Source organism: Marinifilum sp. (assembly GCF_965230805.1).
In the GTDB taxonomy this organism is placed as follows: Bacteria; Bacteroidota; Bacteroidia; order Bacteroidales; family Marinifilaceae; genus Marinifilum.
This window is the reverse complement of sequence record NZ_OZ246019.1, coordinates 1484078-1499295: the sequence shown is the minus strand read 5'-3', so window position 1 is coordinate 1499295 and position 15218 is coordinate 1484078. Positions and strand designations below refer to the sequence as shown.

General features: G+C 37.8%; 10 protein-coding genes, 2 rRNA genes and 1 pseudogene. 11 read left to right on the top strand and 2 right to left on the bottom strand.

Going from position 1 to position 15218, the window contains the following annotated elements:
• The first annotated feature begins 99 nt into the window (after positions 1 to 99).
• The 11 genes and pseudogenes from ACO05S_RS05890 to ACO05S_RS05840 all read left to right on the top strand — a co-directional run bounded on the left by ACO05S_RS05890 (position 100) and on the right by ACO05S_RS05840 (position 13194).
• Positions 100 to 2972: ribosomal RNA gene (locus tag ACO05S_RS05890) — 23S ribosomal RNA — on the top strand.
• Between the two features lie 121 nt (positions 2973 to 3093).
• Positions 3094 to 3204 (top strand): 5S ribosomal RNA (gene rrf, locus ACO05S_RS05885).
• 149 nt (positions 3205 to 3353) lie between these two features.
• Positions 3354 to 3683 (top strand): ISAon1 family transposase N-terminal region protein, encoded by a 330-nt coding sequence (locus ACO05S_RS05880; RefSeq protein ID WP_421920597.1) that lies wholly within the window; start codon positions 3354 to 3356, stop codon positions 3681 to 3683.
• A 115-nt stretch (positions 3684 to 3798) separates the two neighbouring features.
• Positions 3799 to 5076 (top strand): IS4 family transposase, encoded by a 1278-nt coding sequence (locus ACO05S_RS05875; RefSeq protein WP_421921279.1) that lies wholly within the window; start codon positions 3799 to 3801, stop codon positions 5074 to 5076.
• A 68-nt stretch (positions 5077 to 5144) separates the two neighbouring features.
• Positions 5145 to 6128, top strand: a pseudogene (locus ACO05S_RS05870) (ISAon1 family transposase).
• A 292-nt stretch (positions 6129 to 6420) separates the two neighbouring features.
• Positions 6421 to 6690 (top strand): 30S ribosomal protein S15, encoded by a 270-nt coding sequence (gene rpsO, locus ACO05S_RS05865; RefSeq protein ID WP_110363274.1) that lies wholly within the window; start codon positions 6421 to 6423, stop codon positions 6688 to 6690.
• A 100-nt stretch (positions 6691 to 6790) separates the two neighbouring features.
• Complete coding sequence (pnp, locus tag ACO05S_RS05860) at positions 6791 to 8935, top strand: polyribonucleotide nucleotidyltransferase (protein ID WP_421920596.1); 2145 nt, start codon at positions 6791 to 6793, stop codon at positions 8933 to 8935.
• 95 nt (positions 8936 to 9030) lie between these two features.
• Entirely contained in the window at positions 9031 to 9519 is a 489-nt protein-coding gene (locus ACO05S_RS05855) for a hypothetical protein (protein ID WP_421920595.1), read from the top strand.
• 276 nt (positions 9520 to 9795) lie between these two features.
• Positions 9796 to 10431 carry a deoxynucleoside kinase gene (locus ACO05S_RS05850; protein ID WP_421920594.1) on the top strand — a complete coding sequence of 212 codons (636 nt, stop codon included), beginning with the start codon at positions 9796 to 9798 and terminating at the stop codon, positions 10429 to 10431.
• 114 nt (positions 10432 to 10545) lie between these two features.
• Positions 10546 to 12270, top strand: a complete 1725-nt coding sequence (locus ACO05S_RS05845) for a tetratricopeptide repeat protein (RefSeq protein WP_421920593.1) — start codon at positions 10546 to 10548, stop codon at positions 12268 to 12270.
• Positions 12271 to 12402: 132 nt separating this feature from the next.
• Positions 12403 to 13194 (top strand): hypothetical protein, encoded by a 792-nt coding sequence (locus ACO05S_RS05840; RefSeq protein ID WP_421920592.1) that lies wholly within the window; start codon positions 12403 to 12405, stop codon positions 13192 to 13194.
• Here the strand turns inward: ACO05S_RS05840 and ACO05S_RS05835 are convergent.
• Complete coding sequence (locus ACO05S_RS05835; RefSeq protein WP_421920591.1) at positions 13184 to 13732, bottom strand: RNA methyltransferase; 549 nt, start codon at positions 13730 to 13732, stop codon at positions 13184 to 13186. The two genes, ACO05S_RS05840 and ACO05S_RS05835, sit on opposite strands and share 11 nt — an antisense overlap.
• 89 nt (positions 13733 to 13821) lie before the next feature.
• The gene (locus tag ACO05S_RS05830) at positions 13822 to 15111 is read right to left on the bottom strand and encodes an arginine deiminase family protein (protein ID WP_421920590.1); all 1290 of its coding nucleotides are present in this window, start codon (positions 15109 to 15111) and stop codon (positions 13822 to 13824) included.
• Positions 15112 to 15218: the final 107 nt, after the last annotated feature.

Sequence of the window (15218 nt, the reverse complement as noted above, 5' to 3'; positions counted from 1 at the left end):
AAGTTCTTTGACATATTGAAAGTAGTAAAGTAGAAGTAACCAAAGTAAAGAAACAACGATTGATTTCGAGATGAAAGTTTAATACTTTTATTGGCACAAAAAGAAGTAATTAAGGGCGTATGGCGGATGCCTGGGCTCTCAGAGGCGAAGAAGGACGTGATAAGCTGCGATAAGCTATGGTGAGGTGCAAATAACCTTTGATCCGTAGATTTCCGAATGGGGCAACCCACTCAGCAATGAGTATCCTGAAAAGGAGGCAAACCCGGAGAACTGAAACATCTAAGTACCCGGAGGAGAAGAAAACAAAAGTGATTCCCCTAGTAGTGGCGATCGAACGGGGATTAGCCCAAACTGATATTGTTTCGGCAATGTCAGGGTTGTAGGACTGCAATATGAAGAACTAAGTGAAGTGGAATTGTTTGGAAAGACAAGCCAAAGAGAGTGATAGTCTCGTACACGTAAGCGAAGTAATTCTAGTAGTATCCTGAGTAGCGCGGAACACGAGGAATTCTGTGTGAATCAGCCAGGACCATCTGGTAAGGCTAAATACTCCTGAGAGACCGATAGCGAACAAGTACCGTGAGGGAAAGGTGAAAAGCACCTCGAACAGAGGAGTGAAAGAGTACCTGAAACCGTACGCCTACAAGCGGTAGGAGCACCTTTATGGTGTGACTGCGTGCCTTTTGCATAATGAGCCTACGAGTTACTCCTCACTAGCGAGATTAAGCACTTCAGGTGCGAAGTCGAAGCGAAAGCGAGTCTGAACAGGGCGTAAAGTTAGTGGGGGTAGACGCGAAACTTGGTGATCTACCCATGGTCAGGCTGAAGCTCTGTTAAACCAGAGTGGAGGGCCCAACCGTCACACGTTGAAAAGTGTTCGGATGAACTGTGGGTAGGGGTGAAAGGCCAATCAAACTGAGAAATAGCTCGTACTCCCCGAAATGCATTTAGGTGCAGCGTCAGAGTCGAGAGTTATAGAGGTAGAGCTACTGATTGGATGCGAGGGCTTCGCCGCCTATCAAATCCAGACAAACTCCGAATGCTATAACTTATATCTGGCAGTGAGCCTGTGGGTGCTAAGGTCCACAGACGAGAGGGAAAGAACCCGGACCATCAGCTAAGGTCCCCAAGTGTATGTTAAGTTGAACAAACGAGGTGAGATTGCTTAGACAGCTAGGATGTTGGCTTGGAAGCAGCCATTCATTTAAAGAGTGCGTAACAGCTCACTAGTCGAGCGATCTTGCGTGGATGATAATCGGGCATAAACATACCACCGAAGCTATGGATTTAGAATTTATTCTAACTGGTAGGGGAGCATTCTAACGGCGCAGAAGCAGTATGGTAATGTATTGTGGAGCTTTTAGAAAAGCAAATGTAGGCATAAGTAACGATAATGCGGGCGAGAAACCCGCACGCCAATAGACTAAGGATTCCTGATCAACGCTAATCGGATCAGGGTAAGTCGGGACCTAAGGGGTAGCCGAAGGGCGAACTCGATGGACAACCGGTTAATATTCCGGTACTTTCTATTACTGCGATGGGGTGACGAAGAGATGACAATGCCGCGAACTGACGGAATAGTTCGTTGAATGACGTATGCTATGAGAGGGCCAGGTAAATCCGGTCTTTGAGCTGAAATCTGATAGTACAGCAATGCTACGGCAGCGCTGATAGTGCGTGTAATTTTACTTCCAAGAAAAACCTCTAAGCATCAGGTAATAGAAACCCGTACCACAAACGGACACACGTAGTCAAGTAGAAAATACTAAGGCGCTCGAGTGATTCATGGCTAAGGAACTCGGCAAAATGGTCCTGTAACTTCGGGAGAAAGGACGCCTCCTTCGGGAGGCCGCAGTGAAATGGCCCAGGCGACTGTTTACCAAAAACACATGGCTTTGCAAAATCGAAAGATGACGTATAAGGCCTGACACCTGCCCGGTGCTGGAAGGTTAAGTGGAGGGTTTAGCTTCGGCGAAGATCTGAAATGAAGCCCCAGTAAACGGCGGCCGTAACTATAACGGTCCTAAGGTAGCGAAATTCCTTGTCGGGTAAGTTCCGACCTGCACGAATGGTGTAACGATCTGGGCACTGTCTCAGCCATGAGCTCGGTGAAATTGTAGTATCGGTGAAGATGCCGATTACCCGCAACGGGACGGAAAGACCCCGTGAACCTTTACTGCAGCTTCACATTGATTTTGGGTAAGTGATGTGTAGGATAGGACGGAGACTATGAAGGGGCCTCGCCAGGGGTTCTGGAGTCATCCTTGAAATACGTCCCTTTGCTTATCTGAAGTCTAACGTCTAACGACGGACAGTGTGTGGTGGGTAGTTTGACTGGGGTGGTCGCCTCCAAAAGAGTAACGGAGGCTTCTAAAGGTACCCTCAATACGTTTGGTAATCGTGTGAAGAGTGCAATGGCACAAGGGTGCTTGACTGTGAGACAAACAGGTCGATCAGGTACGAAAGTAGAGCATAGTGATCCGGTGGTTCCGTATGGAAGGGCCATCGCTCAAAGGATAAAAGGTACTCCGGGGATAACAGGCTGATCGCTCCCAAGAGCTCATATCGACGGAGCGGTTTGGCACCTCGATGTCGGCTCGTCACATCCTGGGGCTGGAGAAGGTCCCAAGGGTTGGGCTGTTCGCCCATTAAAGTGGCACGCGAGCTGGGTTCAGAACGTCGTGAGACAGTTCGGTCCCTATCTGTTGTGGGCGTTGGAAATTTGCGAGGATCTGACTCTAGTACGAGAGGACCGGGTTGGACTAACCTCTGGTGTATCTGTTGTGGCGCCAGCTGCATAGCAGAGTAGCTACGTTGGGCAGGGATAAGTGCTGAAAGCATCTAAGCACGAAGCCTACCTCAAGATGAGATTTCCTTTAAGGGTCGTTAGAGACGATAACGTTGATAGGTTGCAGATGTAAAGGTGGTAACATCAAAGTCGAGCAATACTAATTACCCGAAAGCTTCTGAGTGGCGGGGTCAATCGCTGAATCGAACGGCGGTTATTTTTACTTTATTTTCAATATGTCTATGATATTAGATTGACGGTTAATCACAAAAAAGATGATTAACAATGAAAAGTCAACAACGATTTTAGGTGTTTACAGCGACGGGGTTCCACCTCTTCCCATTCCGAACAGAGAAGTTAAGCCCGTTAGCGCCGATGGTACTGCAGAGATGTGGGAGAGTAGGTCGATGCCAATCTTTAAAGAGTCTTATTCCTGATGGAATGAGACTCTTTTTTTTTGCATTAAACTTAGGCACGCTAATGTGGTGATATGGGATCAAGTAGAAAACTTGTGGGTAAGATTGAAAACATACATCTTTGTGCCAGCAAAATTGAAACGTAAAAGATGACTGATCAGGAAAATTACGAACAACTAGTTCGTTTATTTCTTCCCGAAGGAGTACTGGATTATTTTATTATCGCCAACATCATACTTGATGGAGAGGCTGTTAATGTTCATTTAGAAGAACGCAACCTACCTCCTTCGGAATATTCTCAGGATAAATTAGAATCCAAGGGTTTCTCTCCAGCTGTTACGGTTCAGGACTTTCCTCTGCTAGATAAAGCATTATTACTTCATTTAAAGCGTCGTCGCTGGTTAAATCACAGCACTGGAAAGATTGTAAGCAGAGATTGGCAATTGGTTGCCTCGGGAACGCGACTACAATGTCATTAAGTTAAGGATGTAAAATGCTGAATAACAGCATAAATAGCAAGGTTTTTAGGCATTTTTTTGCTATATTTATATAGTATTCAGAGAGTTATTATGATGAAAAAAAACTACTAAATTTATTGTAGAAAAAATACGAGAACATTTATTTTCGGAACAATTAAAGTTTCAGTTTCGAATGAATGAAAAGGATTTTACCCGAGATAGAGTCTTAACATTCTCAACCACATTAGTCTTCATGATGAATTTTTTAAGAAAAAGTCTTGCCATAGAGATTTATAGTTTCGTTAAGAATATCAATATAAGATCATTTTCGAAAAGTGCCTTTGTGCAGAGCCGAAAGAAAATTGATCCTCGTGTTTTTAAGGAACTTTCTCAGGTGTTAACTCATGAATTTTATACCGATAATGATGAGTCTGTAAAACTCTGGAAAGGCTTTCGGTTATTAGCTGTTGATGGAACCAGAATATCTTTGCCTGATACAAAAGAGTTAAGATCCATTTATGGCGCTACAAAAAATCAAACCAAAACAACTGTGGCTCAAGCCCGATTGTCTGTTTTATATGACGTACTAAACAATTACGTGATTGATGGAAAGTTAGGAGCTTTGTCGACAGGCGAAAAATCATTAGCAATAGACCATTTACAAACTACTCAAAGCAATGATTTGGTTATTTATGATAGAGGATATCCTTCTTTCGATTTGATTTATGAACACTTACAATTAGAAATTGATTGTTTAATCCGAGCAAAAATTAGCTTTAATGCTGCAACACAAAAGTTTATTGCAAGTGGTAAATATTCAAGCATCATTGATATGAAGCCGGGCAAAAATGTATCGTTAAAGAATAAAACTTACTCCAAAAATGATTCGATAAAAGTACGCTTAATTAGAGTAGATCTCGCTGATGGAACAACAGAACTGTTAATGACAACTTTATTATGCAGTAAAAACTATCCTACGGGAATTTTCAAGGATTTGTATTTTAAACGATGGGGAGTAGAAAATTTCTATGATGAATTAAAGAATAAGATAAAAGTAGAATTGTTTTCAGGTTATTCAAATCAGTGCATTCTGCAAGATTTTTATGCAGCTCTATTCATCTCAAATATTCAAACTCTGATGGTAACAGAATTGAATGATGAATTACAGGAAAATCAAACAACAAAGTATAAATACAAAGTAAACAGTAATTTATCCTATGGATTCTTGAAAGATCGAATTGTAGAATTGTTTCTTTCAAACAAAGATATAGACACCGTTTTTTCAGAACTTAAAGATATTTTCAGAAAGCATCTGATTCCAATAAGACCCAATCGAAGTTTTGAAAGGCATAAGGATAAATACAGAAATAGAGTTAAACCAAAGGTCACTAAAAACCAACGCAATGCATTGTGAAGTGACCTTAACTTAATGACATTGAACGCGACTAACCAAAGGGTTCGCGTCTTTTTTAAAAGGAGCATTTGGAATCTAAACCTGTGAGCTGTAAAAGTCTTGGTGATTACTATCATCTTGATGGAAAACATTTACAGCATCAGTATAAGAATCATTTAAGCAGTTATCAAAACTGGGCACAAAAAGATCATGCAAAAGATTGGATTCTGTTTGCTAAAAACTTTGGCAGGCATTTAAGTATCGATGAAACCTCGCTTTCTAATGGAGAGCTTTACACCATTGTAACCAACAAAGCAGCTAAAGGCAAGAAAGCTTGCCTGGTTGCCATGATTAAAGGCACAGAGTCGTCCAATATCATAAAAGTATTGCACAAAATTCCATGGGAAAAGCGATGTTCGGTGAAAGAAATTACTCTGGATATGGCTGCATCAATGAATAAAGTAGTACGTAGGTGCTTTCCAAAAGCTGTGCTGGTTATTGACCGATTTCATGTTCAAAAGCTAGCCAATGATGCTGTTCAGGAATTAAGAATCGATTACAGATGGAAAGCTATTGATAAGGAAAATAAAGAGATAAAATCTGCTAAAACAAAGGGAATTCCTTATCAAAGCACACTACTTGCCAATGGAGATACTTTAAAACAGTTGTTAGTTCGTAGTCGATTTCTATTATTCAAATCTCCCAACAAATGGAGTGACTCTCAAAGCTTCAGAGCCAGTATTCTATTTGAAAAGTATCCTAAATTGAAGCAAGCTTATGATTTAAGTCAAGCCTTGAAAAATATATTTTCAAAAACCAAGGACAAAGGTGTAGCATATGCCAAGTTGGCCAAATGGTATGACCAGGTTGAAAAGACGGGAATGAAATCCTTTCGGATAGTATCAAACTCCATTAAAACACACTAGGTCGGGATCTTGAACTATTTTGAAAATAGAAGTACAAATGCTTCTGCTGAATCTTTTAATGCTAAAATTAAGGCCTTCAGAACTGCTTTTAGAGGTGTGAGAGAAGTTGAATTTTTCCTATTCAGACTTTCCAAAATTTATGCATGAAATATACACGCCCCACAAGTTTTCCGCTTGATCCGTGATATGAGGTGTTAGACTAACCCGGTGCGAGGTATTGGAATACCGCAGTGCAGGGTATTATAAAGAAGCATCAACAATTCGGAATTAATCAAGGGGTTAAATATGAAAATATACAATTACTTACACTGAATATTGGTAAGAAATCGTATAATGTTTTTGAGTCAATAAGTTGTTTAGTAGAAAATATTAGTTATTTTTGCAGATTGATTGTAAAAAGCAATCATTTTATATCAAATTAAATTTTAAAATAAGAATTATGTATTTATCAGCAGAGAAAAAGCAAGAGCTTTTCGAAAAGTACGGGAAGTCTAACAAAGACACTGGGACTGCAGAATCTCAGATTGCCTTGTTTTCTTACCGTATCGCTCACTTAACTGAGCACTTAAAAAACAACAGAAAAGATTACAGTACCCAACGTGCACTGCAATTGCTAGTAGGAAAAAGAAGAAACCTTCTTGATTACTTAAAAGCAAAAGATATTGAAAGATACAGAGCTATCATTAAAGCTTTAAATATTCGTAAATAATATCATATTAAAGCAATCCCGAGCAATCGGGATTGCTTTTTTATATATTGGCGACACCTTGTTGCTTATCCAAAAAGAAGTTTGAAATAAACTACAAAAGATGAAAGTGATCGAAAAAATAATTGAATTAGGTGATGGAAGGTCCATCACAATTGAAACAGGGAAATTGGCGAAACAAGCCGATGGATCTGTAGTAGTAAAAATGGGTAAGACCATGTTGTTGGCAACAGTAGTATCCGCTAAGGACGCAAAGCCTGATGTTGACTTTATGCCTTTGTCTGTTGATTACAAAGAAAAGTTTAGTGCATTAGGTCGTTTCCCAGGTGGATTCATGAAAAGAGAAGGTAGACCTTCCGACTATGAAATTTTAGTTTCCCGCCTCGTAGACCGAGCTTTACGTCCATTATTCCCAGAGGATTATCATGCAGAAACCTTTGTATCCATTAACTTAATTTCGGCTGATAACGAAACAATGCCTGACGCATTGGCAGGCTTGGCTGCATCCGCAGCCCTTGCAGTTTCTGATATTCCTTTCATGGAACCAATTTCAGAAGTACGCGTTGCCAGAGTTGATGGTGAGTTTAAAATTAACCCAACTCGTACAGAATTAGAAGCGGCAGATCTTGATATGGTTGTAGCTGCTACAATGGAAAATATTATGATGGTGGAAGGTGAGATGGAAGAAGTTTCGGAGGCAGAAATGCTAGAAGCGATCAAAATTGCTCATGATGCCATTAAAATTCAATGCCATGCTCAGATCGAATTGACTGAGTTACTGGAAAAAACAGAAAAGAGAGAATATTGTCATGAAGAAAATGACGAAGAATTACGTCAGTTAATCATCGACAAAACTTACGACAAAGTTTTAGAAGTGGCTCGTCGTAAGAATACAAACAAGCACCAACGTGCTGAGGATTTTGCTGCTGTTAAGGAAGAATTTGTTACTGAGTATTCTGAAGGAAAAGAGGAAGCAGAAATTAATATGACTTTAATTGGCCGTTACTACCATGATGTGGAGAAAGAAGCGGTTCGAAATATGGTATTGGAAGACAGATTGCGTTTGGATGGTCGTAAGACCAATGAGATTCGACCAATCTGGTCGGAGATTGATTATCTTCCAGGTGCACACGGTTCTGCTGTGTTTACTCGTGGTGAAACTCAATCATTAACATCTGTTACTTTAGGTACTAAACTTGACGAAAAGATTGTTGATGATGTATTGTATCAAGGTAAAGAGAAATTTGTTCTACACTATAACTTCCCACCATTCTCAACTGGTGATGCTCGTGCTTCACGCGGTATTAGTCGTCGTGAAGTTGGTCATGGTAACTTGGCTTATCGTGCATTAAAAGGAATGATTCCAGCTGATTCTCCTTATGCCATTCGAGTTGTATCTGATATTTTGGAATCGAATGGTTCTTCATCAATGGCAACTGTTTGTGCTGGAACATTAGCATTAATGGATGCAGGTATCCAAATTAAGAAACCGGTAACTGGTATTGCAATGGGATTAATCTCGACTGCAGGTGCTGAGAAATATGCTGTACTTTCGGATATCTTAGGAGATGAAGATCACTTAGGTGATATGGACTTTAAAGTAACTGGCACAAGAGATGGTATTACCGCTACTCAGATGGATATCAAAGTAGATGGACTTCCATATGAAGTATTGGCTCAAGCTCTTGAACAAGCGCGTCAAGGCCGTCTTCATATCTTAGATAAGATCAGTGAAACAATTGAAGAACCTAGAGAAGACTTGAAGCCTCATGCTCCACGTATCGTTTCAATGGAGATTCCTAAAGATATGATTGGTGCAGTGATCGGTCCTGGAGGAAAAATCATACAGGAAATTCAAGAAGTTACAGGTGCTGTTATCGTGATTGAAGAAGTAGATGGCAAAGGAATTGTAGATATTTCGGCTGATAACAAAGAAGCAATTGATGCTGCAGTAGGAAGAGTAAAAGGAATTGTAGCTGTTCCTGAGGTAGGTGAAATTTATAAAGGGAAAGTAAAATCAATTGTAACTTTTGGTGCGTTTATCGAAATCCTTCCAGGTAAGGATGGATTACTTCATATTTCTGAAATTGAACATAGAAGACTTCAAACAGTTGATGAAGTATTAAAAGAAGGTCAGGAAGTGGAAGTGAAGTTGATTGATATCGATTCTAAATCAGGTAAACTAAAGCTATCGAGAAAAGTACTATTACCAAAGCCTGAAAGAAAGAAAAAAGAAGAGAAAAAATAATCCATATATTTTGATTCTTGATCCCGGGGAAACATTCCCGGGATTTTTTTTTGATTCTACTTTACCTATTTTAGAGGCATAATATAAAGGAAGTCATGGAAAATAATTGGGTAGAAGAGATCTCTATAAAGATTGATCGACAGGCTGAGAAATATTTATCTGTAAAGGATTACAGATTTTATCAGATTGGAAAATTAAAACGAATTGCCAAATTGTTGGATCAACAAAGAGCTTGCTTAGAATGTAAATATGCTAAAGTTGAATTGGAGTGTATTATCGATGAATTAGATCGCTTGATTAATCAATCTGGTGTGAACCGGAGCGAATATGAAAAAAGGGTAGAAAAAATTCTAAATCATTTAAAAACCAAACATGGTGTTTATCAGATTCATCATTTTACCTATACCTATTCGACTATTTATACACTGGGTGGTGTTGTTTTTGGGTTATTCCTGACTTATGGGTTGTTTTACAGTTTTAATCCTGCCATATTCTTTCTTTGTGCTGGTGTTGGGATGATTGTTGGAAATGTATTGGGAAATCGAAAAGATAAAGAATACAAAAGAAAGGGTAAGCAATTGTAGAGGTATTTTATCAATCACTTAAAAAGAAAAAGTTTGAAACAAGCATGATTAAAATAATTATCAAACATACATCCTAATGATTATTGTGATCTTGTCGCTTCCACCTGACATATGAATAAAAAATCATATACAGATCCAAAATGTTAACAATGAACAAGGGGTAATTCAATTTGAATCATTTTGATTCATAATTGGCATTAGTTTTTCTTTTTTTAAAGACTGAAATTGCCATTCATTTTTTACTTTTATGGCTCCAAAAACGCAAAAACATTTCTAATGGATTATAATTTTATCGTAATTGAAGGCAATATTGGAGTCGGAAAAACAACTCTTTCACATAAATTATCAGAGGATTTCAATGCAAAACTGATATTAGAGCAATTTGCCGAAAATCCATTTTTGCCTAAATTTTATAGAGATCCAGAAAAATACTCATTCCCATTGGAGATGTCGTTTTTGGCTGATCGATACAATCAGTTAAAAAAAGAATTGAGTGAACCTGATTTATTTAAATCATTTACCATAGCGGATTATTATTTCATGAAGTCTTTGATATTTTCGAAGCAAACGCTAAAAGATGATGAGTACATGCTGTATCGTCAGTTTTTTCATATTATTTACAATTCTCTTCCTAAGCCCGACTTGTATGTTTATCTGCATTCTAGCATTGACAAACTATTGGGGAATATTAAAAAAAGAGGACGTGATTATGAGCAAAAGATTACAGCAGACTATTTACTCAAAATTCAAGACAGTTATTTTGAGTTTTTTAAGCAGCAACACGATCTTAAGCTTTTAGTGATTGATACCAATGATGTCGACTTCGTTAACCAAGATTGTGATTATAAAAAGATTACCGAGGCTATGTTTAATTCGGCATGTGGTTGTGGTTTGAATAGAATAATTCTCTGAAAGCCTTGAAAACTCAAATAAAAAGACCGAATAAATTCTATTTGCATAAAATTTTCTTAAATTTGTTTTCGAACTAGAATATAATTTAAAAGTTAAAATAATTAAGTAGTTGTTATGAAAAGATCAAAGGTTATTTCCTTAGCTTCTTTGGCTTTAGCAGGATTAGTACTTACAAGCTGTGCTGGTCTTAATAAGATGAAGAAAGAAGCAAGCGATATCAAGTATCAGGTGACTCCTGAAGTTTTGGAAGCGCATGCTGACATGGTTGATGTAAAAGTTGTTGTTAACATCCCAGGTGGATATTTTAATAAGAATGCCACAGTTGTTGCAACTCCTGTATTGAAATTCGAAGGTGGTGAAAAAGCTTTCCCATCTAAGACTTTACAAGGCGAGAAAGTTCAAGGAAACAATACTGTAGTTCCTTTTGAAACTGGAAAAACGATTACCTACACAGGTAAAGTTCCTTACGAACAAGCAATGAGAATTTCTGATCTTGAGGTTAGAATGACTGCTAGCAAAGGTGAGCAATCGGTTGAATTTGATCCTTATAAAATTGCAGACGGTGTAGTTGCTACTGCTACTTTGGTACAGAATAATCCAATGAACATTATTGGTAAGGATGAATTCCAAAGAATTATTCCGGAAACTCAAGAAGCTGATCTTCACTACCTAATCAACAGTTCACAAGTTCGTTGGTCGGAAATGAAAGCTGAAGATGTGAAAGCTCTTAAGTCCTACTTGGATGCAGTTAAGGCTGATGAAAAGAAAGAATACAAAGGAGTAGAAGTAGCTGCTTATGCATCACCTGATGGAAAGCAAGGCTGGAATGAAAAATTAGCTGGTAAACGTGAAGTTTCTTCTTCTAAGTATATCAAGAAAGAAATGAAGAGAGCGAAGATGACTGAGTATGCTGCCGAAGATTTCTTCAAGTCTAAAGTTACTCCGGAAGACTGGGAAGGATTCCAAAAGTTAATGAAAGCTTCAAACATACAGGATAAAGAATTAATTCTTCGTGTTCTTTCTATGTATTCAGACCCTGAAGTACGTGAAAAAGAAATCAGAAATATTTCTGCTGCTTTCGACGATGTTAAAAAAGAAGTACTTCCTAAATTAAGAAGAGCTAAATTTACTGTTAATGTTGACCTAATTGGTAAGTCTGACGCTGAATTGAAAGATCTTGGTATGAACAAACCAGCAGAATTGAACGTGGAAGAGTTATTGTATTCTGCTACTTTAGTTGAGTCTGCAAATGATAAATTGAAAATTTACGAATCTGCTAAAAAGCAATTCTCAAAAGACTGGAGAGCTTATAACGATGCTGGTATGATTTTATTCGGTATGGGTAAAGTTGCTGATGCCAAATCTAACTTCGAAAAAGCTGATCAACTTTCTGCTAACAACCCAGTTGTTAAAAACAACTTAGGTGCTGTGGAGTTGGTTAACGGTAAAGTTGCCGAAGCAGAAGTTCTTTTCGGTGCTGCAACAGGTGCAGGTATAGAAGTTAACTACAATCAAGGTATTGTTGCTATTATGAAAGCGGATTACAATGCTGCAGTTAAGCATTTTGGTGATTGTTCATCGGTTAATTCTGCTTTAGCTAACATCTTGGCTGGTAAAAACAATGTAGCTCTTGAAAAATTAAATGCTAATACTAAAGATGCTGCAATGGTTTACTACCTAAAAGCTGTTGTAGGTGCAAGAACCAATAACAATAACTTGGTTTTCACTAATCTTGAAACTGCTATAGCGAAAGATGCTTCTTTAAAATCAGTAGCAAAGACTGACATGGAATTTGCTAAATTATTCGAAGATGCTAAATTCAAAGCAATTGTTGAATAATTGGTAAATACAAAATATATTGAAAAGCGATCCTGTTTTGGGTCGCTTTTTTATTTTTAGAACTTTAAAAATATGATGTGATTTTTTATCTTAGACAATCCTATCATTTTAAGGATTAAATTATAGAATAAGATGGAGATTTTAATTCCACAGAAACTTACAAACAATTTTCAAGGGCTTGTATTTTTTACCGATCTATTTCAATGTACTAAAAAGTGTTACCACGAGCTGGTTATTTTTAACTTTGAGGAAACAAAAGTTATCGAATCTAACTTATTTTCTGTATTGGGTTGCTTAATAGCTAGTTTAGAAAATAAGAATAACAAACTACGTTTAATTAATATTCAAGAGCCAATAGCCAATTTATTTAATACCAAAAAACTATATAATGGAGCGGCCAAAAATAACCTTTGGAAACACTTAATTAAGTGTCAGAACTTCGCAAGTTCAAACGAAGAAGCTTTGTCGAAATATCTGGAGACAAAGATTTTTCCGGAACGATCAGACATAAGCTTAAATCAGCATTTAAAAATGGCGATTCAACTTTGCGTTGCAGAAGTATTTAGAAATGCTTTTGTCCACAGTGGTTGCAGTGAGGTTTATGTTGCACATTTTTTCTCGGTTTATAATAAAAAGTTGTTTGTGAGTATTGTAAATAATGGAAAAACATTTGTCGATTTAAGCTCTATAAATCACCCCATTGCGGCAATGGAGTGGGCGGTGCAAAATGGTAGTACAACAGCAAAAAAGAATCATAAAGGAATAGGAATTTACACAATTAGGCAGTTTGTACAGCAAAACCAGGGTAAAATTCAAATCATGTCAGGAACCGTAGTTTGGAAACAAGTAAAACAAAGAACCTTCTCAAAAGAATATGAAATGGCTTTTCCCGGAACGATTATTACCTTAGAGTTTAATGTTTAGATGATTTTTGGTTGTTCATTTTAGAGAATAAATCCCAAAGAACAATACCGCAACTTACCGATATGTTGAAGGAGTGTTTGGTTCCAAACTGAGGAATCTCAATACACCCGTAAGAGGCATCAACAATTTTTTGTTGTACTCCTTTAACCTCGTTTCCAAAAATCAGAGCATATTTTTTAGATGTATCGGTTTCGAAATTTTCGAGAGAGATGCTATTTTCAGCTTGCTCAACAGAGTAGACCTCGAAACCATTCTCCATTAATTTAGTAATTGCATCTTCGGTGTTCTTAAAATACTTCCACTTTACGGAATCTTCGGCTCCCAGGGCAGTTTTGTGTAGCTCTCGGTGGGGAGGAGTGGCAGTAATACCGCACAAATAAACAGCCTCAATTAATAGAGCATCGGAGGTGCGGAAAACTGAACCGATATTGTTTAAGCTTCTTACATTATCTAATACAATAATGATTGGTGTTTTATCTGATGCCTTAAATTCTTCTATGCTTTTACGATCTAATTCACTGTTCTTTAGTTTTCTCATCCTGATTTAGTGTGTTGCTATTTTATGGGACAAAAATAAAAAAAAGGAATCCGAAAAGAATTCCTTTAGATAGTATTTTGTAAAATTTCTTACCAATTAGTTGGTTTACGACGCACAGGCATTGTCATACATCGTGCACCACCACCACCACGAGGTAGCTCTGAACCTTCAATGGTAATTACATATTTTTCGTAATTGCAAAGCTCAACTTTATGGCGAATAATATCTTTTGCACGCAGAATTTCAAAACCATTTTTATTCATGGCTTCCATAGTGTGGATATTTCTTCCATATCCAACTGCTTTGCCAGGACCCACCGCAAAGAAGTTGGCTCCGGAATGCCACTGTTCTCTTTCCTGATTCCAAGGGTCGCCATTGCCTCCACAAAAAATAGGTTTAAGATCCATGCCTAATTTTTTCAGAGCTTCAAGAAGGTTATTTTCTCTACGGATATCTAATACTTTACCGTTTTGAATTGTTATGTGAACGGTTTGATATTTATTTGGACGCATAATTAGTGGTTCGTAAACCATACATTTGTCAACATCCAACAGGGTAAATACCATGTCAAGATGGATGAATGATTCTGGCTGACTGGGTAATTCCTGTACCAAGATATGACGTTGTTTTTCTTCTTTTTGTGACAATAGCTGAGCAAGAATAAAGTCGATACCTTGAGTTGTGGTTCTGGTTCCGTTACCGATAATCAGGATGTCATCACGAGCAATCAAAACATCACCTCCTTCAATCATGCAGTTAGGATGCACCAATGGGTTATCGGTTGGATTCACTGTTTTGGTATTAAAACCTGGAGTATAATCGAAAATTGATTGCATGATTAATGATTCACGATCGCGAACGCCATTGGCCATTTTACCGATTAATACTTCATTCAAAACCGACATGGATGCATCTCGGGTGAAGAAGAAGTTGTGAAGTGGACGCATCGCAAAACGCTCCTTGCTCAAGAATTTGGTAAGATTATCGCGTTTTAACGGTACACCTTCAATTAAAAGAATAGCCAATTCATTTGCATCCTGATCTAACAAATAATCTTTAATACAATAGGTGTTGCCTTTAACACCTACCTGAGGCTCCATTAGGCAAATTTTATCAATAATTGCTTCTTTGGCCTTATCGTTTTTAAGAACATTAGCTAAAAGATCTTTTACTTGGTAGGTTTGTGCAATCTCACTTAGCACACCGCTTAATTGTTTGTATTCCTCTCTGGCAACAGCAAGATTCAGGATATCGCTGTAAAGAGCTCTTTCGGCATTTTCAGGAGTCATGTTTTCGACTTCTGCACCCGGAGTATGGAGGATTACTCCCTCTAATTCACCGATCTCCGATCTAACATTTAATTCTACATACTTAGTCATGCCCAATCTGTTATGTCGTTATTATTTTGTGATTTGCAAAAGAAGTAAAAATTAAGTGTATCCCAAAAAATAGTCTTAAGTAAATTTCATGTTTTTTAGAATCTCCC